Raw genomic sequence first — 24,700 nt, forward strand, 5'->3', positions numbered from 1 at the left:
CACCCAATTTTAAGAATAAGGTAATTATAGATATGGATTACAAAGAGAGTATATTACTTCCAAAAACAGATTTTCCAATGAGAGGAAATCTTCCTCAAAATGAACCAATAAAATATAAAAAATGGGATCAAGAAAAAGTTTATGACAGAATGAAGCAAAATAGAAAAAATGCTGATTCTTTTACTTTACATGATGGACCTCCATATGCAAATGGGAATATTCACATTGGTCATGCTTTAAACAAAGTATTAAAAGATATTATTGTTAAATATCATTATTTTGATGGTAAATCTGTTAGATACGTTCCAGGATGGGATTGTCATGGTTTACCAATTGAGCAAAAAGTTGAAGAGAAAATTGGTGGTGAGAAGAAAAAGCTTCTTCCTAAATCAAAAATTAGAGAGTTATGCCGAGAACATGCTAGTAAATTTATTAATATCCAAAGGGAAGAGTTTAAACAACTTGGGGTAATTGGTGATTGGGATAAACCTTATTTAACTATGGATTTCAAATTTGAAGCAAATATCTATAGGGAACTTTGTGCCATAGCAAAACAAGGATTACTTGTGCAAAGAAGTAAACCTGTTTATTGGTCATGGGCTGCTCAAACAGCATTAGCAGAAGCAGAAGTGGAATATGAAGATAAAATTTCTCCTTCAATTTATGTCGCTTTTAAACATGAAAAACTTGATGCAAGTGTAGTTATTTGGACAACTACACCATGGACTTTACCTGCAAACACTGGTATTTCATTAAATGGTGAAGAAGAGTATGTATTAACAAGTGATAAATTTATTGTTGCAAAAAAATTATATAACTCATTAATTGAATCAGAAGTAATAAAAGGTGAAGTTGTTGATACAATCAATCCAAATGATTTAGAAAATACATTTGCTATAAATCCATTAAATGGCAGACAATCAAAGATTGTTTTAGGTGAACATGTAATGATGGATAGTGGAACAGGGGCAGTTCATACAGCTCCTGGACATGGTGAAGATGACTATAAAGTAGGTCTTAAATATGACCTTGATGTTATTATGCCAGTTGATGCTTATGGTAAGTATGACGAAACAATTGTAAGAGAAAAACTATTTAAAGATACAGATAAATATTTAGGTGTTAATGTATTTAGTGCAAATGAGTCAATTTTAGAAGAATTGGGTGATGCCTTACTAAAAAGAGTTGATATAAAACACTCTTATCCACACTGTTGGAGAACACATAAACCAATTATTTTTAGAGCAACTAAACAATGGTTTATTTCTATTGATGATAAGTATGGAAAAGAGAATAAAACATTAAGAGAAAATGCACTAAATGTTGTTGAAAATCTTAAATTTTACCCTGAGTGGGGAAGAAATAGACTTAAAGCGATGCTTGATGGAAGACCTGATTGGTGTATCTCTAGACAAAGAGATTGGGGTGTTCCAATTGCATTTTTTGTGAGTAAAAAAACAGGTGAAATAATTTTTGATGAAAAGGTATTAAATTATACAGCAATGATTTTTGAACAAAAAGGTTGTGATGCTTGGTATGATTTAGAAATTTCTGAATTATTATATCCAGGAAGTGGACTTAATCCTGAAGATTTAGAGAAAACTATGGATATTTTAGATGTTTGGTTTGATTCTGGTTCTACACAAAATGCTGTTTTAAGAAGTAGAAATTATGATGCAGGAACTTTCCCAGCTGATATGTATTTAGAAGGGAGTGACCAACATAGAGGTTGGTTCCAATCTTCACTTTTAACTACACTTGCTTCTAGTGAGTGTGCACCTTATAAATCTATTTTAACGCATGGTTTCACCGTAGATGAAAAGGGTGAAAAAATGTCTAAATCAAAAGGTAATGTTGTTGCTCCTGATAAAGTTTTAAAAGAGTATGGAAGCGAAATTTTAAGACTTTGGGTTGCTATGAGTGATTATCAAAGTGATTTAAAGATTTCTGATAATATTTTAAAACAAATGGGTGAACAATATAGAAAAATAAGAAATACTGCAAGATTTTTATTGGCAAATATTAATGACTTAGAATCTTTAGTTGATGTAAAAGATTTTGGTATTTTAGATAAATGGATTTTAAATAAAGCAAAAAAAGTTTTTGATGAAATTGATGCAGCATTTAGAATTTATGAATTTTCAAAAGGTTTAAATAAATTAAATAACTTTTTAGTTGTTGATTTATCAGGTATATATTTAGATATTTGTAAAGATAGATTATATTGTGATGGTAAAAATGATATTCATAGAACTGGTGCACAAACTGCTATGGCTTTAATTGCTAAAAAACTTTTAGTAATCTTAGCACCAATATTGACATATACTGTTGACGAGTTATTAGAATATTCACCAAAAATTTTAAAAGAAGATGTAAAAGATGTTTTTGATTTAGTTACATTTGATTTACCTGAAGTTGAAAGTAACCTTAATGAAGAAAATTTAATAAAAGTTAAAGAGAAGTTTTCTGAATCAGTTGATAAACTAAAAAAAGATAAAATAATAAAATCTACATTAGAATTAGATATCTATACAAATTCTAATGATGTTCTTTCATTACCAGCTATTGAAGCTGAAGATTGGTTCTTAGTTAGTGCTATTTTAAGTTCTAAACAAAATGAAGCAATAATTAGTTTTGAAATAGATGGAATAGTTTTTGAAGCATATAAAGCAAAAGATGCTAAATGTCCAAGATGTTGGAAATTTAAATCACAAAGTGAAGATAAACTTTGCTCAAGATGTGATGAAGTTTTAAGTTAGTATCTTATGTTTGAACAAGAAGTTACACTCTCTACAATTTTTATTACAATAGGAATAATTGTTGTATTAACTGCTATTGGAATATTTTTTGTAAAGAGTAAAAAATAATAAAAAAGGGTTTAAATGTTGCCATTTAGTGATGAGGATTTACTTCCTGTAGTTAAAAATATTATAGATAATAAAATAGCACCTATGCTTGCACAAGATGGTGGTGCTATGTCATTATTAAATATTATTAATGGGAAAGTTTATGTTCAACTTCAAGGTGCTTGTGTTGGTTGTAGTGCCAGTGGAAGTACATTGAAATATGTGGTTGAAAAAGAATTAAAAGCTGCAATTCATCCTGATTTGATTATAATTAATGTAGAAGCTGGGATGGAGAACCGACTAGAGGAACTATAATGATAAATGAAAAAAAATTATTAAATGATGCAAATAGCTATTTCTTAAATAAAGAATTTGATAAAGCTATGTTTATTTATGCTCAATTATCATCAGTTTTTAAATACAATAAAGAGTATCCGATCTATGCACTTTTTTGTGATATAGCCAATGAAGATGTAAATAAAGCTTTATCTTTGTTTGACTATTTTACAGTTGCAAAAGAGAAAGATATTGATGAGGCCATTGAGTACGTACATAATGTTGTAGATGCTTATGATGGTGATATTGATAAAATGATGGGATTATTAAAAGATTTAACAAACTCTACAGTTGATTCTTTGGATGCCATTAAATATGAAGATTTTAAAACATTGATTCAAACAAGGGGTTCTTTTAGAGTAGCCTTTGAAGATATTATGTTTTCTACAAAAGTTGCAATTGATTCAAAAGATGATTTTTTTGATTTTGTAACAAAGTTAATAGAAAATGATTTTAGTACAACAGCTTACTCTTACCTTGAAGGTTTTAATGAATATTTTGCTTACGATTCAAAAATCGAAGAGCTATATAAAAAATTAGAAGAAAAAAAACTTGCAACTACACATAAACAATAAAATATACACAGATAATTCTAAACAGGCAGATGGAAATTCTGCCTTTGTTTATTCAAAACAAAATGAGAAATTTATTGAAGATGCCAAAAAAAATGGTTGTAAAGAGTTTATAAAATCAGAAGATTTAAAAAAATATTGTGATTTTTCATCCATTAAAGTTATTGGAATAACTGGTACAAATGGTAAAACTACAACAGCTGCGGCGATATACTCAATTTTATTAGATTTGGGTTATAAAGTCGCTTTACAAGGTACAAGAGGATTTTTTATAAATGAAGAGAAAATTGAAGATTACTCTTTAACAACTCCTGTACAACTTGGGAATTTTGCACATGTTCAAAAAGCTATAGAAAATAATTGTAATTTTTTTGTTATGGAAGTGAGTTCCCATGCAATAGAACAAAAAAGAATTGAGGGTTTAGATTTTGAACTTAAAATTCTTACAAATATTACAAGAGATCATCTTGATTATCATAAAAGTATTGAAGAATATATAAATGTTAAAAATTCATTTTTTAGTGATGAGAGTAAAAAACTTATAAATAAAGATGATAAAAAAGTTAAGTTTAATCCAAAAAATTGTTTGACTTATGGGTTAGAACAACCATCTACATATAAAGTTCAAGCTTATTCATTTAAAGATGGTATGCACGTTGCATTACAGCATTTTGAAAAAGTTGAGAGTTTTACTTCTGTGATGATGGGCTTATTTAATGTATATAATTTAACGGCTGCTATTGCAGCTGTTCATATGACTACAGACAAATCTTTAAATGAAATTTGTGAAGCTGTAGAAAATTTTGCTGGAGTCTCTGGTAGAATGGAGACATTATCTTTAAATCCATATATTATAGTTGATTTTGCTCATACTCCTGACGGAATGAAAGAAGTTTTAGAAAGTTTTGCCCATATGGATATTATTGTAGTCTTTGGAGCAGGTGGGGACAGGGATAAAGAAAAACGACCACTTATGGGAAAAGTTGCACAAAATTATGCAAAACATATTATAGTAACGAGTGATAATCCAAGATTTGAAGATCCTGATTTGATTATTGAAGATATTCTAAGTGGTATCAGTGATAAATCAAAGGTAGAAGTTGAGATAAATAGAAAATTAGCAATTAAAAAAGCTATTGATTTATCTACTAAAAATAGTGTTATTTTAGTTTTAGGAAAAGGTGATGAAGAGTATCAAATCATTTATGACCAAAAGCTTCCTTTTAGTGACAAAGAGGTTATAAACTCTTATCTATAAGCTCTTATAGTAAAACCTCTTTTGTCAGCTGTATCAGCTATATAATTAACATAAGTGATTATGGCTTCATTACCAAGTTTATCTTTAACTTGCCATGATGCTTCTAAAACTCTTTTTCTAGATAATCCTTCAATTAAATAATCTTTTAATGCTTTTTTGTCGATATCTTTATTTTGAATACTTGTTATTATGTCGTTTATAAAAATTTTATCTTTTCCATCAATTACAGGAATAATCTGAAAAGAAGTAGCATCTTTATTTTCTTCTAAAAACTTATCAATTCTTTCTTTGCATGAAGGGTAAAATACATATGTACCTTCGGTTTCTCCATAACAACCTGTAGCATCATATTTTTTTGATCTATTTTTTTGTGCATCAACACGTATTTCATTTTTTTCTATATTAGCCAATTCAAATTTTTGATTTAGTACAGATAACTCTTCTTTTAGTTGTTTTACTATCAAATTTAATTCATCTTCTTTTGCTTGAACACTATTTTTAAGTTCATCTTTTGTTACATAATTTGTTTGTATATCTTTTGGTAAATCTTTAAATGTAAGTATTGCTTTGTTTTGAGTATCTTTTTTATCTTGTGTAATTAATAAATAAACAACCAATGCAATAAGGACTAAAATAATATATAAAAATTTAAAGCTACTATTACTTTTTTCAACTTCTGGTTTTATTTTTTTTGATGTTAACTTTTCTTTTGGTATAGCTTCTTCAATTGTGCTTGTTTCATTTAAACTCTCTTGAGAACTCTTTTTTAACAAATCAATTAATTCTTTTTTATTCATATATCTTCTTTATCAAGTTTTTTTTATTATAAGGTAAATTGATTTAAAATTCAACCTAATCTCTGTTTTTTAGGTAAATATAGAAAATTAAAAAAATTATTGACATAAAAAGTGGGTAAAAAAATAGATACTCTTTTAAAAGTAAGATATTATCATCTATATCTGATTTTTCTAATTTATTGATGGTATTGTAAACTTCAATTAAATCATCCTTAGAGTTCGCTAGAAATGATTTTGCATTTGTTTCTTGGGCAATTACATTAAGAATTTGCCTATTTGATTCACCAATTCCTATTGTATAAATTTTTATATTGTATTTTCTTGCAAGTTTATTGATAATTTGTAGAGGAATTTGACTTGCTGTATCTTCCCCATCTGTTAATAAAATTATAATATTTGATTTTGCTTTTTTATCTTTTAAGATATTTATTGAAGTTGCAAGGGAATCAAACATAGCTGTTTTTTCACCAACTATTCCTATATCTATATATTTGATTATCTCTTTTTGTGAATTTTTGTCAAAACTTAGTGGTGATGCTGTTAATACTGAAGTTCCAAAAACCACAAGACCAATATTGTCATTTACTCTTTTTTCTATGAAATCTTGAACTACATTATTTACTACATTCCATCTATTTTGTTCTTTATTACTTGAATTAAAACCTCTTTGTTTCATGGATCCACTGGTATCCAAATTTAAAATTATATTGATACCATCTTTTTTTAAGACTTGTTTATCTAAGATTTTTATAGGAGAAGAGAGTGCAATTAATGAAAAAATTATTGTTAAATATTTAAGTAAATAGATTAAGGTATTTGTATTTGATGTTACTTGATTAAATATTTTTAGATGAACAAAATAATAGGATTGATTTTTTGCTTTACAAAAAAAATCGCAAAATATAAAAAGAAAAATAAGGCATAAAAACCAAGGATATTCAAAAGTAAAATTATTAAACATCTATATTTTCCATAAAAAGTTCATATTTTTGAATTACATCATTTTCAAATTTTTTTACTTCTTTTTTATATTTGTACTCTTCTAACATACTTATTAATTCATCAGCCAATTTTAATTCTCTTTCATTGTGTGCGAGCATTTTTGTGTATTTAGTTATTTCATAGGCTGCTGTTTTTGTATTATTTAAATCAATATTTTTAAGTATTTCATAATACTGTTTTCTTGGATTTTTTCTATTTTTAAAAAATTTATAAATTAAATATATTAACAATGAAGTAATTATTATACAAACAGTAATTAAAAGTAAAAACATATAAAAAGAGACATCAGGTATGGTTTCTAACTCTTTTAAGCCATTTATTTTTAATTCATTCATCTATTCACCAAAGTTATAATTTTTGAAATAGGTTCTTCATGTGTATATATTTTTGTAAAATTTACATTGCACTTTTGTAAATGATAATAGAGTTCATGGTCATTTTTTTTGATAAATGCTTTATAATCTTTAATTGAAGATTTATTAATAACTCCTTCAAATTTGAAGCCATTATTTGTATCGATGAAACTATTATTTCCAAGTTCCTGTGGCTCTTCTTCAAATATATCTCTTACAATAATTACAAAAATTTCATGTTTTTTTGATAAAAGTTTTAAATCAAAATCTTTAACATCTATAAAATCACCAATTAAAAATAGTATAGATTTTTTCTTTATTATATTAAAAGTTTCATTGCATAAAAGTTTATAATCAATATCTTTACCTAGTGGATTATATTCATATATCTTTTCACTCATATTTGCAATAGTTGCTAATTTTTTACTTTTTTTAGTGAGAATTTCAAGCTTATCATTTATTATAAATGACGAAAAAGGATCCCCTTGTTTAATACTTGAATATGCCAAGATAGAACAAATCTCTGTTACTAACTCTTGTTTGATTTTTTTAGTTCCAAAAATCATACTTCCACTTAGCATAGGTAAAATATTTATATTGAGTTCTTTTTGTGCATGAAAAACTTTTACATAAGGTGTATTCATCTTTGCACTAATAGTCCAATCAATATTTTTAATATCTTCACCAAACTCATACTCTCTTAACTCTAAAAAATCATAACCTTCACCTTTAAGGTTTGAACTATTATTTCCAGAGATTTCAGTAAAGACTTGCTTTTTTGTTTTGATAAGAATCTTTTTTAAATTTTTGTTCATTTTTTATGGAATATCAACTTTTTGTAATACTTTTTGTAAAATATAGTCACTTGTAATATCCATAGCTTGAGCTTCATAGGATAAAACAATTCTATGACGAACAATATCTTTAAAAACTAATGCAATATCTATAGGTGTAACATGGTCATTACCTCTAAGGAAAGCTTTTGCTTTGCTTGCTTTAAACATGTCAATTGTAGCCCTTGGACTTGCACCAAATTGAATATAATCTTTTATCTCAATTAAACCATATTTTTCAGGTTCTCTTGTTGCAAAAATTAGATTTACTATATATTTTTCTAGTTCTTTATCTATATGTACATTTGTAACTGCTTTTTTTAGCTCATCCAAATCGGTTTTTGTAGCAACACATTTAGGCGTTTCAAAAGAGTTTAAAGTGACATTTTTTGCAATTTCATACTCTTGTTCTTTTGAATTATAATCAAGTAATATTTTAAACATAAATCTATCAAGTTGAGCTTCTGGTAACTCATAAGCACCTTGTGATTCTATTGGATTTTGAGTTGCAAGAACTAAAAATGGGGGTTCAAGTGTATAAGTCTCATCTGCAATTGTTACTTGTTTTTCTTGCATTACTTCTAAAAGAGCTGATTGTACTTTTGCAGGAGCTCTATTTATTTCATCTGCTAAAAGTAAGTTTGTAAAAATAGGTCCTTTTTTAATACTAAATTCTGCTGTTTTCATATTGAATATTTGAGCACCAATAATATCTGATGGAATTAAGTCAGGTGTAAATTGAACCCTTTTAAAATTTAGGCTTAAACATTTTGATAGTGCTTTTACTGCTGTTGTTTTTGCAAGTCCAGGAACACCTTCTAATAAAACATGTCCATCACACAAAAGAGCAATAAGCAAAGCTTCACACATATTTTCTTGCCCAATAATTGATTTTGATAATTCATTTTTTATTTCATTGATTTTTTCTAAATAATCCATATAAAGTTTCCTTTTTAAATCATTGGCTGATTTTAGCTAAATTCATTTAATAAAATATTAAAGTTTACTTAGATAAAATCACGGTTCTATTTTTATAGAAACCTCACATGTGTCAATCCTGGTCTGGGTTGTGCGAAAGCATTAAGGGGCACAGAGGCTAAACCCAATTAAGTTTACTTAATAAGAACAACTCGTTGTTCTCTTTAGGTTTTTGCTTCTTTTAGCAAAATTTACTTTTGTGCTAAAAAGAAGACATATAAATTAAAAACAAGGAAAAAACAATGGTTACAATGAAAGACCTATTAGAGTGTGGTGTACACTTCGGACACCAAACAAGAAGATGGAATCCAAAAATGAAAAAATACATTTTTGGTGTAAGAAAAAATATCTATATTATAGATTTACAAAAAACGTTAAGATACTTCAGATATACATATACTCTTATTAGAGATGCTGCTGCTGAAGGTCAAACTATGATGTTTGTTGGTACTAAAAAACAAGCTAGTCAAGCAGTTAAAGATGCTGCTATCTCTTGTGGTATGCCTTACGTTAACCATAGATGGTTAGGTGGGATGTTAACAAACTACGGAACAATTAAAAAATCAATTAGAAAATTAGAAATTATTAAAAAGATGAGAGAAGAAGGTCAATTAGATCTTTTAACTAAAAAAGAAGCTTTAATGCTTTCAAGAAAAGAAGAAAAATTAGAATTATATCTTGGTGGTATCAAAGATATGACTAAATTACCTGATATGATGTTCGTACTTGATGCAGTTAAAGAAAAAATTGCTATTCAAGAAGCAAGAAGATTAGGAATTACAGTTATTGCTCCTTTAGATACAAACTGTGACCCAGACGTTGTTGATTGGCCAATCCCAGGAAATGATGATGCGATTAGATCAATTCAATTATTTTGTACAGAAATGGCTGCTGCTATGAATGAAGGTAAAGCTGCATACGCAGAAGCAAATGGTGGTGAAGTTGAAACTGCACCTATATCAAGTGAAGAAGTAGCTGAAGTAGTTGCTGAAGCTGTTGCTGAAGGTGAAGAAATCGAATTTAGTGAGGAAGCGTAACATGGCTGGTGCAACTCCGAAATTAATTAAAGAATTAAGAGAAAAATCTGGTGCAGGAATGCTTGATTGTAAAAATGCTTTAAATGAGTGTAATGGTGACTTAGATGAAGCGATGAAATATTTAAGAGAATCTGGATTAGCAAAAGCTGCTAAAAAAGCTGGAAACTTAGCTGCAGAGGGATTAATTACAATTTTAGTAAATGATGATTCTACAAAAGCAACTATGACAGAAATCAATTCTCAAACTGACTTCGTAGCAAAAAATGATCAATTTATTGCATTAACAAATGAAGTTACTGCTCATGTACAAGCTGAAGGTTGTACTGAAAGAGAAGAACTATTAAAAACTACTATCAACGGTGTAAACTTTGAAGAGTATTTAAATAGTAAAATTGCAACTATTGGTGAAAATATCGTAACTAGAAAAATGGTTACTGTATCATCTGACAATGGAATTGTAAATGGGTATGTACACTTAGGAAAAGTTGGAGTTATTTTAGCTGCTACTTGTGCTGATGGTGCAAAAGAAAAAACAAAAGATTTATTAAAAAAAGTTGCAATGCACGCAGCATCAATGAAACCAAGTGTTATTTCTTATAAAGATTTAGATCCAGCTTTTATTGAATCAGAAAACAAAGCAATTATTGCTGATATTGAAAAAGAAAATGAAGAACTTGTAAGACTTGGTAAACCTTTAAAAAGAATTCCTGAGTTTGTTACAAGAGGTCAATTAACTGATGAAGCTTTAGCTAAAGCTGAAGCAGAAATGAAAGAAGAATTAAAAGCTTCTGGTAAACCTGAAAAAATCTGGGACAAAATTATTCCTGGACAAATTGCAAGATTTATTGAAGACAACACACAATTAGATAAAACTCATGCACTATTATCTCAAACATATGTTATGGATGATTCAATGACAGTTGAGCAAGCTATTAAAGCTTGTGATGAGTCAATCGAAATCGTTGAGTATGTTAGATTTGAACTTGGTGAAGGAATCGAGAAAAAAGAAGAAGATTTTGCTGCAGAAGTTGCTGCACAAATGGGTAAATAATCTAATTATTTAAAAAAATTATAAAAAGAGGTTTTTACCTCTTTTTATCTAAGACTGGAGAAAAATGAACGACCAGCCTATACTACAAGCAAAAAACATCTCTCATAAATTTGATTATGACCTTTTTAAAAATATAAATCTTACCTTACATAAAAAAGAATCAATTGCAATTATTGGAAAAAGTGGAAGTGGAAAATCAACTTTACTAAATATTATTTCATCACTTTTAAAGCCAGATGTTGGAGAAGTGATTTTTGATAATAAAAATATATATGCAATAAAGAAGAAAAATCTTTTAAACATAAGAAGAGAAGATTTTGGTATAATATTTCAAGCACATTATCTTTTTAGAGGTTTTACTGCTGATGAAAATCTAAAGATTGCTGAATTTTTAAGTAATCAAACTGTTGATAATAAGCTTTTAGAAGATTTAGGTATAAGCCATGTTTTACATCAAGGTATAGGTGAACTAAGTGGTGGTCAACAGCAAAGATTATCTATTGCTAGAGTTTTAACTAAAAAACCTAAAATAATTTTTGCTGATGAACCAACAGGTAATTTAGATAAAGATACTGCACATGATGTAATGAATACTTTATTTGAATATATAAAGTCTAATAATGCTGGATTAGTTCTTGTAACACATGAAGAAGATATTGCTTTTAGTTGTGACAAGGTTTATAAACTAGTTGATTTGGAACTACAGGAGATTAAGTGACTTTATTGTTGATTACAAAAACAAACATGATAGTCAAAATTTTTGATTTAATATGTACAAAACTTGATATGAAACTTTTTGTTCAAGATAATACTGATATTAGTAAAAATTATGATTTTATTGTTGTTGATCAAGATTTAGTTGATGATAGGTTTAATGTTATTAAACATCAAGCAACAAAAATAGGTGCAATATCAAATGAAGAATTACCCTTTGATAAATCAAGGGATTTTCTAATTTCAAGACCTTTTTTGCCCCATGATTTATTTACTATTTTAACTGAACAAATAGAAATCATAAAAGAAGAAGCAAAATTAGAAAAACAAAATAAATTCTCACACGTAGATGAAGATATTGATGATATATCAGAGTATATTGAAACTTTAGCTGATGATATTGCCTATGATATTGAAGATGAAACTGATGAGAGTATCATATCAATTGCTGCATTGAAAAGTGGTGGGATATTGGATAAAAGTGAGTTGGGAAAAATCAATTCAATTTTAAATGATGATAATTTACAATCAAAATTTCAAAAAGAGTTTGTAGATGATTCTGAAATGAGTGAAACTGATTGGAAAGACCTTTCTCAAATAATAGATGATGCTTTATGTGAAGTAAAAGAGTATGAGTTTGATTTTAATTATAATGAGCCATATGAGCTTATTTTAAATAGATACAATATTGATGAACTAAGACCACTATTAACAAAATGTAATCAATCAATTATTGATAGATTATCTCAAGGTGAGATTATAGATTTAAGATTATCTGTGAATAAAGGCTAAGAATTGTTAAGTGAAAAAAAAGGTGCGATATTAATTATATCAGGACCAAGTGGCTGTGGTAAATCAACCTTATTAAAAGAAGTTTACAAAGAAATAGGTGATGATTATTATTTCTCTATCTCTTCAACAACAAGAGAACCAAGAGTTGGTGAAAAAAATGGTGTTGATTATTTTTTTATTAAAAAAGAAGAATTTTTAGAAGATATTGAAGCAGGGCATTTTTTAGAGTGGGCAGAAGTTCATGGAAACTATTATGGTACCTCATTAAAACCAATAAAAGAAGCTCTAAGTGAAGGAAAACTTGTAATATTTGACATAGATGTACAAGGACATGATATAGCAAGAAAAAAACTAGATAGTATAATTACTTCTGTGTTTATTACAACTCCGACATTAAGTGAGTTAGAAAGAAGATTAAATAATAGAGCAACTGATAGTAAAGAGATAATTGAAAATAGAATTAAAAATGCAAAATATGAAATAAAATATTTTCAAAAGTATGATTATTTTATAGTAAATGATGACTTAGAAACTGCTAGCAAACAGCTAGTAAGCATAGCAAATATAACTAGAATCAAAAGTACAATTTTTGATTCTAATTTACCAGAGAGTTGGATAGATTAAATTTTATCTTTACTCTGTGGTTTACCAAAATAATAACCTTGGCAATAATCTATATCTAACTCTTTAATTTTTTCATAAATTTTTTCTGATGATACAAATTCAGCAACTGTTTTAAATCCAAATTTTCTAGAGAAATCTGCGATTGTTTCAACAATAATTTGTTGATTTTTTGAAGTATCAATATTTTTAATCAAAGAACCATCAATTTTAACAAAATCAATATTTAAGTTTGTAAGCATGTTAAAGTTTGAATACCCAGCACCAAAATCATCAACTCCAACACTACAACCCAAAGATTTAACTTTATCGATAAATGTAGTTACTGTATCAAAGTTATTTATCTCTTCAGATTCAAGTATTTCAAACTCTAAAAGATGAGTATATTTTTTGTTTTCTTCTAATGTATCATAGATTTTTTTAGTTGTTTTGTTATTAGTAATATCATCAAAAGAGATATTAACAGCAACTCTTTTACCTTGTTCTTTAATTAGTCCAATGGCTTCTAAAAGCATAATTTCTATGATATAAGAGTAAAGTTTAGCTTTTTTAGCAATATCTAAAAACTTAATAGGAGCAATAACTTCACCTTGTTCATTGATATATCTAATTAGTGCTTCATATTTGTAAATTTCTTGGGTTTGTGTATTAACAATAGGTTGATAGAAAGCAACAAAAAGTCCCTCTTTTAGACCTTTTTTAACTTCTTTTACCCATTTGATATTATCTTCAAAAGATTCTTGGATATTGAAAGAATTATCATAAACTAAGATTTGTTCAAATCTTTTTCTAGCATAGTTTATAACTCTTTCTGTATATTTATATGCAAGTTTATTATCTGCACAAGCAATACCAATAGTAACATTTAAATCAATTTCATTTTCTTCAATAAATATAGCATGTTCTTCAATATGATTTGCAAATTTTTCACAAAGTGTTTCAAAATCTTTGATATCCATTGTATAATTTTTTGCAACAACTGCAAATTTATCTGATTCGATTCTATAAATTCTATAATCATCAGATGCAAAAAATTGTTTAATAATCATAGAAAATTCTATAAGAAGTTTATTTCCATTATCTTCACCAAATAGGTCATTAATTGTTGAAAATTTATCAATATTAATCAATGCCATTAAATCTTGAGCAGTTAATTCTAAATCTTTTTTTAGTTTATTTCTATTTGGAAGTCTTGTAAGTTTATCTATATATAAATCTTTTAATTCATGGTAAAGCAGTGATTGACTCATCACTTGTAAAAGTTTTTTCATATCAATTGGTTTTAGAATATATTTATCGACACCAATATCAATAGCTTCTAAAAGATATTCTGTATTTGAAAATGCGGTAGCAACAATAATTGGAATATTTGGATTTATTTTTTTAATCTCTTTAATCATATCCAAACCATTCATTTGTGGCATATTTACATCTGTTATGATAAGGTCGATTTCTTCTTCATGCTTTTTAAATAATTCTAAGCCTTCAAGGCCATTTTCTGCTACAAATTGTTTGTTTGTAAAGCCTTTTAAAATGTTTAGAGTTATATCTCTTAGTGATTTTTCATCTTCGGCATATAGTATAGTAATATTTTTTAATATAGAAATATTATTAATCATTAATCTTAACTCCAAAAGTTATAAGATATAATACTATCATAATAAAAATTAAAAAAATAGAACTTTAGGAATATTTGGGTGTCAAAAGTAAAATGTAATCACTGTCATTTGGAGTTTGATGATAGTGTTATGATAAAAGAAGAAACTCTAAATTTTTGTTGTAAAGGATGTCAAGGAGTCTTTCATCTTTTACAAGATCAAAATCTCGATTCTTTTTATGACAAACTAGGAAATAAAACAATTCAACCTCCTCTTGTAGCAAGTAGTGATTTAAATAAATTTGATACTCAAAGTTTTGAAAAAATTTATATAACATTAAATCCTGAAGGTTATAAACAAGTTGATTTGATTATTGAAGGGATTCATTGTGCAGCTTGTATTTGGTTAAATGAAAAAGTATTATTTAATACAGATGGAATAATTGATGCAACAATTAATTTTACTAATAACAAGGCAAAAATTGTTTGGGATAGTGATAAAATAGCACTTTCTCAAATAATTGAAAAAATAAGAAGTATAGGCTACAACGCATATGCTTATAACTCTAAAATTGCAGATGAAAAAGCTTCTCGTGCTAAAAGAGACTATTTTATAAGAATGATGGTTGCAGTATTTGCAACTATGAATATTATGATGTTATCTGTAGCAAAATATACTGGGTTTTTTACTGGTATTACACCAGAAGTAAAACATCTTATTCATATAGGAGAGTTTATTTTATCAACACCTGTTTTATTTTACAGTGGCTGGATATTTTATAAGGGTGCATATTATGGACTAAAAAATCGTATTTTAAATATGGATTTTTTAGTAAGTTCTGGGGCAAGTTTTACTTACATATATTCTTTATTTATCCTTTTTGGTGCAAAAGGAGAGAGCTATTTTGATTCTGTAAGTATGATTATTACCTTCGTTTTAGTTGGGAAATATCTTGAAGTTCTTGGTAAAAAATCAGCCATTGACACCCTTGATACAATTAAGAGTCAAATTCCTCTGGAAACTACTATTATAAAAGATGGGAAAAGAGTAGAAGTAGCAGTTGAAGATATAAAAATTGGAGATATTGTTGAACTAAAAACTGGAGATAAAGCTTGTGTAGATGGAATTATTATAAGTGGAGAAAGTTCATTTGATGAGTCATCTATTTCGGGTGAATCAATACCCATATATAAAAAAGCTGATGATATAATTTTTTCTGGTACATTAAACCAAGACTCTTTAGTACAATATAGAGTTACTAAGACTTTTAAAGATTCAACTTTAAACTCTATAGTTACACTTTTAGAAGACTCTCTTGCTTCAAAACCAAAGATTGAGCATAAAGCAAATGAAATTTCAAAGGGCTTTTCAGTTGGTATTTTATCTTTATCAGTTTTGACTTTTTTTGTTTGGTATTATTTGGGAATAGATTTAGGATTTGATTATGATGGAGTTAATCACTTTGAAAAATCATTTATAGTAGCAATTTCAGTTATTGTTATAGCTTGTCCTTGTGCTTTAGCTCTTGCAACTCCAATTGCAAGTTTAATTGGAATTTCAGAGTTAGCAAAAAAAGGTTTACTTTTTAAAGAGGCAAAATTTATAGAAGAGTTAGCTCGGGCTACAAAGTTAGTTGTGGATAAAACAGGTACTGTAACAAATGGAAAATTATCAGTTGTAAAAGTTAAAATTATGGATGAAAATATCCATAAATTAAATTTATTATATTCATTGCTTGATAGTTCTTCCCATCCAATTAGTTTATCTGTAAAAGAGTATTTGGCAAAAAATTACAAAGATTTAGTTATAAAAAATCTAAGTGATATTAAAACTGTACAAGCAAAAGGTATGAGAGCTTTATATAAAAATATAGATGGTAAAGAGTTTGAAATACTTGGTGGAAATCAAAAACTTATGGAAGAGTTTGGAATAAGATATAAGTTTGATTCACAAAATTCTGTATATCTTTTTGCTATAAATAAAAGAGTTATTGCAACCTTTGAATTAAAAGATGAGATAAAAGAGTTTGCAAGTGAATTTGTTGCAAATAGTATAAATAATGGTATTGATGTAATTATGCTTACAGGTGATAATGAAAATGTAGCAAAACAGGTGGCAAAAAGAGTTGGAATAAAAACTGTTGTGGCAAATATAAATCCAATTCAAAAAGCTCAATATATAAATAAACTTAAAAGTGAAGGTCATACTGTAATTATGGCAGGTGATGGAGTTAATGATTCAGTTGCTCTTAGTAGTGCAAATGTTTCAGTTGCCATGGGAAATGGAGCAGATATTTCAATTGCTGTTTCTGATATAGTGTTGTTAAATAACTCATTAAAAAGTTTAAATGAGGCTTTTATAATTTCACGAAAAACATATAAATTTATAAAACAAAATTTATCAATATCTTTAATATATAATTTGGTTACAATACCACTAGCAATGGCAGGATTTGTAATACCACTTGTTGCAGCTTTATCTATGAGTTTAAGTTCTCTTTTAGTAGTTGCAAATTCACTTAGAATCAAAGGAAAATAGATGATTGAAGATACGCTTTTTATGATGTTGATTGTTGGACTAATTGTTTCATTCGCAATCTTAGGAATGTTTATTTGGGGTGCTAAAACAGGACAGTTTGATGATAGTCATAAGATGATGGATGGATTACTTTTTGATTCACAAGATGATTTAAATGACGCGATTAATAGGGAAAATAAAAAAGAGTCACAAAAAAAAGAAAAAAAAAGTAAGTCAAAGGAATGACTTACTTTAAAGAAGTTTTAACTAAATGATTATAATTTAGAGATTTGTTCTGCAATAGCTTTAATATCAGCATCAGAAAGTCTAGCAACTTGACCTTTCATAACACCTTTCATAGCTCCACCGTAAGAACCATCTTTATAACCTTTAAGAGCAGCTTCAACTTTTGCAGCATCCCAACCTTTTACAATTTGAGATTTACCTAAAGCAGCTTTCTCAAAGTTTGCACCATGGCAACCTACACATGCAGCAGTATTTGCAGCCATTAATGAAGCAGCAGCAACTAATGTACCTAAAACAATTTTTTTCATTTGTTCTCCTTATAATTTTGAAGCTCAATTTTACCTAGAAATCCTTTTTATTAGCTTATATAAATTAGTTATTTATCGTATAAATAACTTTATATAAAGTGTAGTTGTTATATAGTTTATTTATAATTTATATATGGGCATAAAATGGATAATGAAAGTTTTGTTCTTCAAATAAAAAATCTAAACTTCGGATATAAAAAAGATAATTTAATATATGAAAATTTTTCTTTAGAATTAAAAAAGTCTCAAATAAAAGCGATAGTTGGAGCTAGTGGAAGTGGTAAAAGTACACTTTTTGAGCTTATTACTAAAAATCTTAAACCACTAAAAGGGGAGATAAACTCTTCTAAAATTGCTTCTATTTATCAAGACCCATATAGCTCATTTCATCCTACTTATTCAATAATAGAGCAAATAAATGATGTAGTTTCAAATTTTGATAAAAGTGAATTGAATGAATTATTAAAAGAGTTAACTTTAGAGTATGATTTATTAGAGAAAAAACCACATGAACTAAGTGGAGGTCAACTTCAAAGATGTTCAATCCTTAGGGCATTGATGATGAAGCCAGAACTTTTGTTGGTAGATGAAGCAACTTCTGCATTGGATAATATTATTGCCCTTGATGTGATGAAGTTAATCTTGAAATTTTTACCTAATTATGGAATACTTTTAATAACCCATGACCTACACTTAGCATCTTGGTGTAGCGACGAAATTATAAAGTTGGATAATGATGAATGAAAATAAAAAAGCCTTAGTTCTTCTAAATATGGGTGGTCCCAGAGATAAAGATGAGCTAGAAATGTTCTTACGAAACATGTTTAATGATAAAAATATTATTACTGTAAAAAGTGATATTTTACGTTCTTTTATTGCTTCAATGATAGTTTTGACAAGAAAAAATTCTGCTTGGCTTAATTATGAAGCTATCGGTGGAAGTTCACCAATTAACAAATTAACTGAAGATTTAGTTGCAAAGTTAAATAGGACTTTTGATGATTTTGAAGTATTTCAAGTGATGAGGTATACTCCTCCATTTGCTCCTAAATGTGTACAACAACTAAAGCAAAAAGGTATAAAAGATGTAATTTTACTTCCCTTATATCCACAGTATTCTACAACAACTACAAAATCATCTGTTGAAGATTTCCTTGATATTGCCAAAGATGAGTTTAATATCAAAATAATAGACCCCTTTTATAGAAATCAAAAATTTAATAACAAAATTGTAAGTGATATAATAAATAGTGTTACAGATGCAAAATCATATAATCTTATTTTTTCAGCACATGGTTTGCCTCAAAAAATAGTTGATGCAGGTGATCCTTATGAAAAACAAATAAATGAGCATGTGGAAATTTTATCAAAAATTTTGGAATCAAAGGGAATAGAATTTGAATCAATTTCTTTAGCTTATCAATCAAAAGTTGGACCAATGAAATGGTTAACTCCATCTTTAGAAGATAGATTGAGTGAATTAAAAGATAAAAATGTTCTTATTTATCCAATTGCATTTATTATTGATAATTCTGAAACAAAGTTTGAACTTCATATTGAATACGAAGAGATTGCAAAAAAATTAGGTATAAAAGATTACAAGGTAGTTAGTTGTGTGAATGATAGTGATGAATTCATTGAAGTAATTAAAGATTTGATTAGTTAATAAGGGGTGATAATGTCTAACTCAATACTTTTAAAAATTGCAAAAGATGCTATAGAAGAGGAGCTTTTTAATAAATCAATTATAGATAGAGTTGATTTGGAATCAAATTTTGATTTTCTAAATGATCAAAGGGCATGTTTTGTAACACTAAAACTTGAAGATAGATTAAGAGGTTGTATAGGTTCTCTTTTGCCCCAGCGAAAGTTAATAGATGATGTGATAGAAAATGCACAAAATGCTGCATTTAGAGATTTTAGATTTCAACCCCTATCTAAAAAAGAGTTTGAAAAAGTAGAAATAGAGATTTCCCTTTTAACTATTCCTAAAATGATAATTTACGATTCAGTAGAGGAATTAAAAGAAAAAATAAGACCAAATATTGATGGAGTAATATTAAAACAAGAACAAAATAAGGCTACATTTTTACCTCAAGTTTGGGAAGAATTGCCAAGTTTTGATGAATTTTTTGAACATTTAAGTTTAAAAGCTGGGTTAGATATAGATTCACTTACTCATTTTCCTGAAATTTTTACTTATCAAGTAGAAAAGGTAAAATGACAAAAAACAAAATGAATTTTTCTGGAACATTTTATCCAGATGAAAAAAATGAGTTGTTGAAATATTTTGATTATTTTAAAACATCTGAAGAAAAAATAGAATTAGACATAAACCCTAGAGCAATAATTGTTCCCCATGCAGGGTATATTTATTCAGGCTCTGTTGCTAATATTGCTTACAATTTATCAAAAAATATAAATTCAAAACGAATAATAGTTGTTGGTCCTTCCCATAGATACTACTTAGATGGTGCATCAGTTTGTATGTTTGATTTTTATGAAACTCCACTTGGTGATTTACCTATTGATAAAGAGTTTGCTAGTAATTTAATCAAAAAATATAATTGGCTTAATTTTGATGAAAATGCACACATGGAACACTCTACTGAGACGCAAATGCCATTTATAAAAAATTATTTTGATAAAAAAGTTTTAGAGATAGTTTATGGAAAAATTGATTTTGATGAGTTATCTTTATTGATAAGTGAACTTTTAAAAGATAAAGATAACTTTGTAGTTATAAGTACAGATTTAAGCCATTTTCATTCTTTAGAAGAAGCAAATATATTAGATCAAAATTGTATAGATGCAATAAGAAAACAAGATATAAATTTATTGGATGAAAATTGTGAAGCTTGTGGAATAATTGGAATTATGGCATTAATTAATGCTTCAAAAAAGTTAAATTATAAAGTTGAGTTTTTAGATTATAAGACAAGTTATGATGTTACAAAAGATGATAAAAGTGTAGTTGGGTACAGCTCATTTATACTAGGAGAAGATATTGTTATTTAGTTTGAAAAAGTTTATTTCTATATTTCTTGAACCTTTTACTTTTGCTTTTTTATTACTTGTTTTAGTATTTATATTTTTGATTTTTAATAGCTACAAAAAAGCTAAATTTAGTCTGTTTTTTGGCTTGATATTTTTATTTTTGATAAGTAATTCTGTTGTATCAAATTTTTTATTATCATCTTTAGAAAACAAATATAAAAATCAAAACAATTTAGATATATCAAAGGCTGAATATATATTATTACTTGGTGGGGATTTTAAATCAAGAGCCTATGAAGTAATCAAATTAAATCAAAAGTTACCAAATGCCAAAATAATTACTTCTGGATATGAAGGAGATAAAAAAATTACTGATGCTTTATATGCCAAGCAGGAATTAATAAGTATGGGTATAGATGAAAATAGAATAATTATGCAAACAAAACCAAAAGATACTATTGAAGAGGCAGTTGCAATTAAAAAACTTATCAAAGATAAATCTTTTATTTTAGTAACAAGTGCTTATCATTTGCCAAGAGCAATGAAAATATTTAAAAAAGAGGGATTGAATCCTATTGCTGTACCAACAGATTTTGAAATAGAAGAGTTAAAGTCAAATCGTTATCTAAATGTAAAAGAGATAAAAAAAGTCCATCTAGCTATTCATGAATACTTGGGTATTCTTTGGTTGGAAATAAAAGAAATGTTAGATTAATACATTATTTAGCTATACTTTTAAAAACATAAATAAACGGAATAACTAAATTGAATGAAAAAATAGAATTAGGTGTTATAAATACCTTAAAAGTGAATAGATTAACAGAACCAGGAATATATTTAGAAGCATTAAATGAAGAGGTGGTTTTACTACCAAATGCTTATATTAGAAGTGATATGGAAATAGGTTCACTTGTAGATGTATTTATTTATACAGACTCTGAAGATAGGCTTGTGGCAACTACTTTAAAGCCATATGCGATGAAAAATGAATATGCTTGTTTAGAAGTTGTTGATATTGCAAAGTTTGGGGCATTTGTTGATGTTGGGTTACCAAAGGATTTATTAGTTCCGATTAATAGACAAACATCAACATATCATGTTGGAGCTAGAAAAGTATTAAGAGTTGTAGAAGATGAAAAAACACAAAGATTAATTGCTACAGAAAAATTTACTCAATATTTATCAAAAGATATAAAAAATCTACAAAAAAACGATGAAGCTAAAATTCTTGTTTATTCAAAAACTCCTTTAGGTTTTAAAGTTATAGTAAATAATTTATATGATGGTATGATTTTTCATACTGAAATTTTTGAAAATATAAGTGTTGGTGATGTAAAAAAAGCTTACATTAAAAATATTAGAGATGATGGAAAACTTGATTTATCACTGCAAAAAATTGGTCAAAAAAACTCAAGTGAAAATGATGAAAAAATTTTACAAATTTTAAAAGAAAATAGTGGTAAAATAGAATTTACATATAAAAGTGATGCGGATGATATTAAAAAAGTATTTGCTATGAGTAAAAAAGCTTTTAAATCAGCCCTTACAAAACTTATATCTGAAGAAAAAATTATTTTAGAGGATAGTTTTATAAAGTTGAATTAAGACAAATTTTATCCTATTTAAATATAATTTCATAAAATTTATAAAGGAACAAAAATGGCAACAACAAAGTTAAAAGGTAATCTAGTTAATTTAGCAGGAAACGATGTAAATGTTGGAGATAAAGCTCCAATAGTAAACGTAGTAGGACAAAATTTAGCAGATATTGAAGTAGGGAATAAAGCTCAACTTGTAATTGTTGTACCATCGTTAGATACTCCAGTATGTGCAGCTGAAACTAGAAAATTTAATGAAGAAGCAGCTCAAAGTGATATTGATGTAGTTGTTGTATCAATGGATTTACCTTTTGCAATGGGAAGATTTTGTACTACAGAGGGAATCGAAAATTTAAAAGTTGCATCTGATTTTAGAAATAAAGATTTTGCAAATGCGTATGGAGTATTAATTGCAGATGGTCCTTTGGCTGGGATTACATGTAGAGCAATTTTTGTAATAAATGCTAATGGAATTGTAACATATAAAGAGATTTGCGAAGATATAACATATGAACCAAATTATGAAGCTGCATTAAGTGCTGTTAATGCAGTAATCAACAACTAATCCTACTTTTTACTATTAAGAAAAATAATATACACTCTCTTGATTTTTTAAGAGAGTGTATGCTTTGGTATAAAATATATTTTAATACTTCTAAAAGAAAAATAGTAATTTTGTAAACTACACATATCCTTAACGTTTTTAAATTAAAATTGATTTAGAAAGTTTAAAGGATATGTTATGAAAATCAATGAAAATGAAATAACACCACAAGAATTATTTGAAAATAGAAGAAAGTTTATAAAACTTGGAGCTGCTTCTGTAGTTGCAACTTCATCTTTAATGGAACTTATGGCAAAAGAGAATCTTCCAATTTCAAATTTAACATATAAAAAAGATATCAATCCCAATAATTTAGAACTAAACACTTTTGAGCAAATAACTTCTTATAACAATTTTTATGAATTTACAACTTCAAAAACAGAAGTAAAATATATGGCACATACTTTAGTTACAAATCCTTGGACTATAGAAGTTGATGGTTCAGTTGAAAAACCTTTTACTATAGATATCCAAGATATAATCAAAAAGTACTCACTTGAAGAGAGAATTTATAGATTTAGATGTGTTGAAGCTTGGGCTATGGTTGTTCCTTGGATTGGTTTTGAACTTGGTAAATTTATAAAAGATTGTAAACCTTTAAGTGGTGCAAAATATGTTAGATTTGAAACAAAATATGATGATGATATGTTTCCTGACCAAGCAAGAGGAGTATTTGCAAGTATAAAAAACTATCCTTATGTAGAGGGACTTAGAATGGATGAAGCTATGAATCCTCTTACAATCTTAAGTGTAGGATTGTATGGTAAGACTTTAGAAAATCAAAATGGAGCACCACTTAGACTTGTTGTTCCTTGGAAATACGGATTTAAATCCATAAAATCTATTGCAAAAATAACATTTACTAAAGATGAGCCACTTAATACTTGGCAAGATATAGCTTCAAGAGAATATGGTTTTTATGCAAATGTAAATCCAAAAGTTGACCACCCAAGATGGAGTCAAAAAAGAGAGAGAGTTTTGGGTAAACTTTTCAAACAAAAAACTCTTATGTTCAATGGATATGAAAAAGAGGTTGCTCATATGTATAAAGATATGGATTTAAGAAAGTATTTTTAATGAAAAAAGTCATTTTTATATTATTATTTTTGCCATCATTGATTTTAGCTTATGAAATATTTTATTTACAAAATGTAACTGATCCTATAAAGTATATCTATACAGTAACTGGTGCAATAGCACTGGTTTTACTTTTTTTTACTACAACAATTTCACTTATTAGAAAAAAAATAAATCTTATGTCATATCGTAAGATGGTAGGTTTATTTGGCTTTTATTATGCTTTTTTACATCTTTTAAATTTTTTGATTTTAGATATGGAGTTAGATTTAGATTTTGCTTTTAGTGAGACTTTAGATAAACCTTTTATCTATCTTGGTATGATATCTTTTTTGATACTTTTATTTATGACAATTACATCTTTTGGAAAACTATTTAAACTCTATTTCAAATACCACAAAGTGATATATATAGTTTTAGCTTTGATAACTATACATTTTATCATGGCTCAAAAGTCTCTATCAGAAGCTCAAATGGCATATGTAGGGATTATACTAATCATAGCCTATTTTAAATTTAGACAAAGAGTGAAATTAAATCACACTTTTTGAAAATTAGTTTAAAA

27 protein-coding genes are annotated in these 24,700 nt (G+C 27.4%); 20 read left to right on the forward strand and 7 right to left on the reverse strand.

From position 1 onward, the window contains the following. The first annotated feature begins 32 nt into the window (after positions 1–32). The 4 genes from ileS (at position 33) to ACQY5W_RS02990 (ending at position 5,012) form a co-directional block, all read left to right on the forward strand. Entirely contained in the window at positions 33–2,759 is a 2,727-nt protein-coding gene (ileS, locus tag ACQY5W_RS02975) for an isoleucine--tRNA ligase (protein ID WP_428023454.1), read from the forward strand. Positions 2,760–2,882: 123 nt separating this feature from the next. Next, positions 2,883–3,161 carry a NifU family protein gene (locus ACQY5W_RS02980; RefSeq protein ID WP_428023455.1) on the forward strand — a complete coding sequence of 93 codons (279 nt, stop codon included), beginning with the start codon at positions 2,883–2,885 and terminating at the stop codon, positions 3,159–3,161. Beyond that, a complete protein-coding gene (locus ACQY5W_RS02985; RefSeq protein ID WP_428023456.1) occupies positions 3,161–3,757 on the forward strand; it encodes a hypothetical protein in 597 nt (198 codons plus the stop codon). The genes ACQY5W_RS02980 and ACQY5W_RS02985 overlap by 1 nt, the downstream gene beginning before the upstream one ends. Further along, positions 3,735–5,012: a UDP-N-acetylmuramoyl-L-alanyl-D-glutamate--2,6-diaminopimelate ligase gene (locus tag ACQY5W_RS02990; RefSeq protein WP_428023457.1), complete on the forward strand. Its 1,278-nt coding sequence runs from the start codon at positions 3,735–3,737 to the stop codon at positions 5,010–5,012. Before ACQY5W_RS02985 ends, ACQY5W_RS02990 begins: the two co-directional genes overlap by 23 nt. Here the strand turns inward: ACQY5W_RS02990 and ACQY5W_RS02995 are convergent. Genes ACQY5W_RS02995 through ACQY5W_RS03015 form a run of 5 tightly spaced genes read right to left on the reverse strand, consistent with a single transcriptional unit; the run spans position 5,003 to position 8,936 of the window. Then, a complete protein-coding gene (locus tag ACQY5W_RS02995; protein WP_428023458.1) occupies positions 5,003–5,809 on the reverse strand; it encodes a hypothetical protein in 807 nt (268 codons plus the stop codon). The genes ACQY5W_RS02990 and ACQY5W_RS02995 overlap by 10 nt on opposite strands. A gap of 55 nt (positions 5,810–5,864) precedes the next feature. Beyond that, the gene (locus tag ACQY5W_RS03000; RefSeq protein WP_428023459.1) at positions 5,865–6,770 is read right to left on the reverse strand and encodes a VWA domain-containing protein; all 906 of its coding nucleotides are present in this window, start codon (positions 6,768–6,770) and stop codon (positions 5,865–5,867) included. Then, positions 6,763–7,146 carry a hypothetical protein gene (locus ACQY5W_RS03005; RefSeq protein ID WP_428023460.1) on the reverse strand — a complete coding sequence of 128 codons (384 nt, stop codon included), beginning with the start codon at positions 7,144–7,146 and terminating at the stop codon, positions 6,763–6,765. The genes ACQY5W_RS03000 and ACQY5W_RS03005 overlap by 8 nt, the downstream gene beginning before the upstream one ends. After that, positions 7,143–7,979 carry a DUF58 domain-containing protein gene (locus ACQY5W_RS03010; protein WP_428023461.1) on the reverse strand — a complete coding sequence of 279 codons (837 nt, stop codon included), beginning with the start codon at positions 7,977–7,979 and terminating at the stop codon, positions 7,143–7,145. The genes ACQY5W_RS03005 and ACQY5W_RS03010 overlap by 4 nt, the downstream gene beginning before the upstream one ends. 3 nt (positions 7,980–7,982) lie before the next feature. After that, positions 7,983–8,936, reverse strand: coding sequence for an AAA family ATPase (locus ACQY5W_RS03015; RefSeq protein WP_428023462.1), 954 nt, complete (start codon positions 8,934–8,936; stop codon positions 7,983–7,985). 281 nt (positions 8,937–9,217) lie between these two features. On the opposite strand from ACQY5W_RS03015, the gene rpsB reads away from it, so the two are divergent. The 5 genes from rpsB (at position 9,218) to gmk (ending at position 13,193) form a co-directional block, all read left to right on the forward strand. Further along, positions 9,218–10,012, forward strand: coding sequence for a 30S ribosomal protein S2 (gene rpsB, locus ACQY5W_RS03020; RefSeq protein WP_428023463.1), 795 nt, complete (start codon positions 9,218–9,220; stop codon positions 10,010–10,012). Between the two features lies 1 nt (position 10,013). After that, entirely contained in the window at positions 10,014–11,063 is a 1,050-nt protein-coding gene (gene tsf / locus ACQY5W_RS03025) for a translation elongation factor Ts (RefSeq protein WP_428023464.1), read from the forward strand. 64 nt (positions 11,064–11,127) lie between these two features. Beyond that, a complete protein-coding gene (locus ACQY5W_RS03030) occupies positions 11,128–11,781 on the forward strand; it encodes an ABC transporter ATP-binding protein (RefSeq protein ID WP_428023465.1) in 654 nt (217 codons plus the stop codon). Next, the gene (locus ACQY5W_RS03035) at positions 11,778–12,569 is read left to right on the forward strand and encodes a hypothetical protein (protein WP_428023466.1); all 792 of its coding nucleotides are present in this window, start codon (positions 11,778–11,780) and stop codon (positions 12,567–12,569) included. Before ACQY5W_RS03030 ends, ACQY5W_RS03035 begins: the two co-directional genes overlap by 4 nt. A 3-nt stretch (positions 12,570–12,572) precedes the next feature. Then, positions 12,573–13,193: a guanylate kinase gene (gene gmk, locus ACQY5W_RS03040; protein ID WP_428023467.1), complete on the forward strand. Its 621-nt coding sequence runs from the start codon at positions 12,573–12,575 to the stop codon at positions 13,191–13,193. On the opposite strand, the gene ACQY5W_RS03045 is transcribed toward gmk, so the two are convergent. Then, the gene (locus tag ACQY5W_RS03045; RefSeq protein ID WP_428023468.1) at positions 13,190–14,809 is read right to left on the reverse strand and encodes an EAL domain-containing response regulator; all 1,620 of its coding nucleotides are present in this window, start codon (positions 14,807–14,809) and stop codon (positions 13,190–13,192) included. The genes gmk and ACQY5W_RS03045 overlap by 4 nt on opposite strands. Before the next feature lie 78 nt (positions 14,810–14,887). On the opposite strand from ACQY5W_RS03045, the gene ACQY5W_RS03050 reads away from it, so the two are divergent. Together ACQY5W_RS03050 and ccoS are read left to right on the forward strand one after the other, a co-directional pair. Then, positions 14,888–17,326, forward strand: a complete 2,439-nt coding sequence (locus tag ACQY5W_RS03050) for a heavy metal translocating P-type ATPase (protein WP_428023469.1) — start codon at positions 14,888–14,890, stop codon at positions 17,324–17,326. Continuing rightward, the gene (gene ccoS, locus ACQY5W_RS03055; RefSeq protein WP_428023470.1) at positions 17,327–17,551 is read left to right on the forward strand and encodes a cbb3-type cytochrome oxidase assembly protein CcoS; all 225 of its coding nucleotides are present in this window, start codon (positions 17,327–17,329) and stop codon (positions 17,549–17,551) included. A 29-nt stretch (positions 17,552–17,580) separates the two neighbouring features. On the opposite strand, the gene ACQY5W_RS03060 is transcribed toward ccoS, so the two are convergent. After that, positions 17,581–17,859, reverse strand: coding sequence for a c-type cytochrome (locus ACQY5W_RS03060; RefSeq protein WP_428023471.1), 279 nt, complete (start codon positions 17,857–17,859; stop codon positions 17,581–17,583). Positions 17,860–18,003: 144 nt separating this feature from the next. On the opposite strand from ACQY5W_RS03060, the gene ACQY5W_RS03065 reads away from it, so the two are divergent. The 9 genes from ACQY5W_RS03065 (at position 18,004) to ACQY5W_RS03105 (ending at position 24,686) form a co-directional block, all read left to right on the forward strand. Next, positions 18,004–18,603, forward strand: a complete 600-nt coding sequence (locus tag ACQY5W_RS03065; RefSeq protein WP_428023472.1) for an ATP-binding cassette domain-containing protein — start codon at positions 18,004–18,006, stop codon at positions 18,601–18,603. Then, positions 18,596–19,525 carry a ferrochelatase gene (gene hemH / locus ACQY5W_RS03070; RefSeq protein ID WP_428023473.1) on the forward strand — a complete coding sequence of 310 codons (930 nt, stop codon included), beginning with the start codon at positions 18,596–18,598 and terminating at the stop codon, positions 19,523–19,525. Before ACQY5W_RS03065 ends, hemH begins: the two co-directional genes overlap by 8 nt. A gap of 12 nt (positions 19,526–19,537) precedes the next feature. Beyond that, a complete protein-coding gene (gene amrA / locus ACQY5W_RS03075) occupies positions 19,538–20,083 on the forward strand; it encodes an AmmeMemoRadiSam system protein A (RefSeq protein WP_428023474.1) in 546 nt (181 codons plus the stop codon). Beyond that, positions 20,080–20,877, forward strand: a complete 798-nt coding sequence (amrB, locus tag ACQY5W_RS03080; RefSeq protein WP_428023475.1) for an AmmeMemoRadiSam system protein B — start codon at positions 20,080–20,082, stop codon at positions 20,875–20,877. The genes amrA and amrB overlap by 4 nt, the downstream gene beginning before the upstream one ends. Next, positions 20,867–21,571, forward strand: coding sequence for a YdcF family protein (locus tag ACQY5W_RS03085; protein WP_428023476.1), 705 nt, complete (start codon positions 20,867–20,869; stop codon positions 21,569–21,571). Before amrB ends, ACQY5W_RS03085 begins: the two co-directional genes overlap by 11 nt. Before the next feature lie 50 nt (positions 21,572–21,621). After that, the gene (locus tag ACQY5W_RS03090) at positions 21,622–22,461 is read left to right on the forward strand and encodes a CvfB family protein (protein WP_428023477.1); all 840 of its coding nucleotides are present in this window, start codon (positions 21,622–21,624) and stop codon (positions 22,459–22,461) included. 54 nt (positions 22,462–22,515) lie between these two features. After that, a complete protein-coding gene (tpx, locus tag ACQY5W_RS03095) occupies positions 22,516–23,019 on the forward strand; it encodes a thiol peroxidase (RefSeq protein ID WP_428023478.1) in 504 nt (167 codons plus the stop codon). A gap of 177 nt (positions 23,020–23,196) precedes the next feature. After that, positions 23,197–24,135 (forward strand): protein-methionine-sulfoxide reductase catalytic subunit MsrP, encoded by a 939-nt coding sequence (msrP, locus tag ACQY5W_RS03100; RefSeq protein ID WP_428023479.1) that lies wholly within the window; start codon positions 23,197–23,199, stop codon positions 24,133–24,135. Continuing rightward, positions 24,135–24,686, forward strand: coding sequence for a sulfite oxidase heme-binding subunit YedZ (locus ACQY5W_RS03105; RefSeq protein WP_428023480.1), 552 nt, complete (start codon positions 24,135–24,137; stop codon positions 24,684–24,686). The genes msrP and ACQY5W_RS03105 overlap by 1 nt, the downstream gene beginning before the upstream one ends. The last annotated feature ends 14 nt before the right edge of the window (positions 24,687–24,700 follow it).

The organism is Arcobacter sp., assembly GCF_050300555.1.
Taxonomy (GTDB): domain Bacteria; phylum Campylobacterota; class Campylobacteria; order Campylobacterales; family Arcobacteraceae; genus Arcobacter.

Coding starts and splice junctions, on each gene's coding strand:
- ileS (WP_428023454.1), top strand. CDS start 33: ATGGATTACAAAGAGAGTATATTACTTCCAAAAACAGATTTTCCAATG.
- ACQY5W_RS02980 (WP_428023455.1), top strand. CDS start 2,883: ATGTTGCCATTTAGTGATGAGGATTTACTTCCTGTAGTTAAAAATATT.
- ACQY5W_RS02985 (WP_428023456.1), top strand. CDS start 3,161: ATGATAAATGAAAAAAAATTATTAAATGATGCAAATAGCTATTTCTTA.
- ACQY5W_RS02995 (WP_428023458.1), bottom strand. CDS start 5,809: ATGAATAAAAAAGAATTAATTGATTTGTTAAAAAAGAGTTCTCAAGAG.
- ACQY5W_RS03000 (WP_428023459.1), bottom strand. CDS start 6,770: ATGTTTAATAATTTTACTTTTGAATATCCTTGGTTTTTATGCCTTATT.
- ACQY5W_RS03005 (WP_428023460.1), bottom strand. CDS start 7,146: ATGAATGAATTAAAAATAAATGGCTTAAAAGAGTTAGAAACCATACCT.
- ACQY5W_RS03010 (WP_428023461.1), bottom strand. CDS start 7,979: ATGAACAAAAATTTAAAAAAGATTCTTATCAAAACAAAAAAGCAAGTC.
- ACQY5W_RS03015 (WP_428023462.1), bottom strand. CDS start 8,936: ATGGATTATTTAGAAAAAATCAATGAAATAAAAAATGAATTATCAAAA.
- rpsB (WP_428023463.1), top strand. CDS start 9,218: ATGGTTACAATGAAAGACCTATTAGAGTGTGGTGTACACTTCGGACAC.
- tsf (WP_428023464.1), top strand. CDS start 10,014: ATGGCTGGTGCAACTCCGAAATTAATTAAAGAATTAAGAGAAAAATCT.
- ACQY5W_RS03030 (WP_428023465.1), top strand. CDS start 11,128: ATGAACGACCAGCCTATACTACAAGCAAAAAACATCTCTCATAAATTT.
- ACQY5W_RS03045 (WP_428023468.1), bottom strand. CDS start 14,809: ATGATTAATAATATTTCTATATTAAAAAATATTACTATACTATATGCC.
- ccoS (WP_428023470.1), top strand. CDS start 17,327: ATGATTGAAGATACGCTTTTTATGATGTTGATTGTTGGACTAATTGTT.
- ACQY5W_RS03060 (WP_428023471.1), bottom strand. CDS start 17,859: ATGAAAAAAATTGTTTTAGGTACATTAGTTGCTGCTGCTTCATTAATG.
- ACQY5W_RS03065 (WP_428023472.1), top strand. CDS start 18,004: ATGGATAATGAAAGTTTTGTTCTTCAAATAAAAAATCTAAACTTCGGA.
- hemH (WP_428023473.1), top strand. CDS start 18,596: ATGAATGAAAATAAAAAAGCCTTAGTTCTTCTAAATATGGGTGGTCCC.
- amrA (WP_428023474.1), top strand. CDS start 19,538: ATGTCTAACTCAATACTTTTAAAAATTGCAAAAGATGCTATAGAAGAG.
- amrB (WP_428023475.1), top strand. CDS start 20,080: ATGACAAAAAACAAAATGAATTTTTCTGGAACATTTTATCCAGATGAA.
- tpx (WP_428023478.1), top strand. CDS start 22,516: ATGGCAACAACAAAGTTAAAAGGTAATCTAGTTAATTTAGCAGGAAAC.
- msrP (WP_428023479.1), top strand. CDS start 23,197: ATGAAAATCAATGAAAATGAAATAACACCACAAGAATTATTTGAAAAT.
- ACQY5W_RS03105 (WP_428023480.1), top strand. CDS start 24,135: ATGAAAAAAGTCATTTTTATATTATTATTTTTGCCATCATTGATTTTA.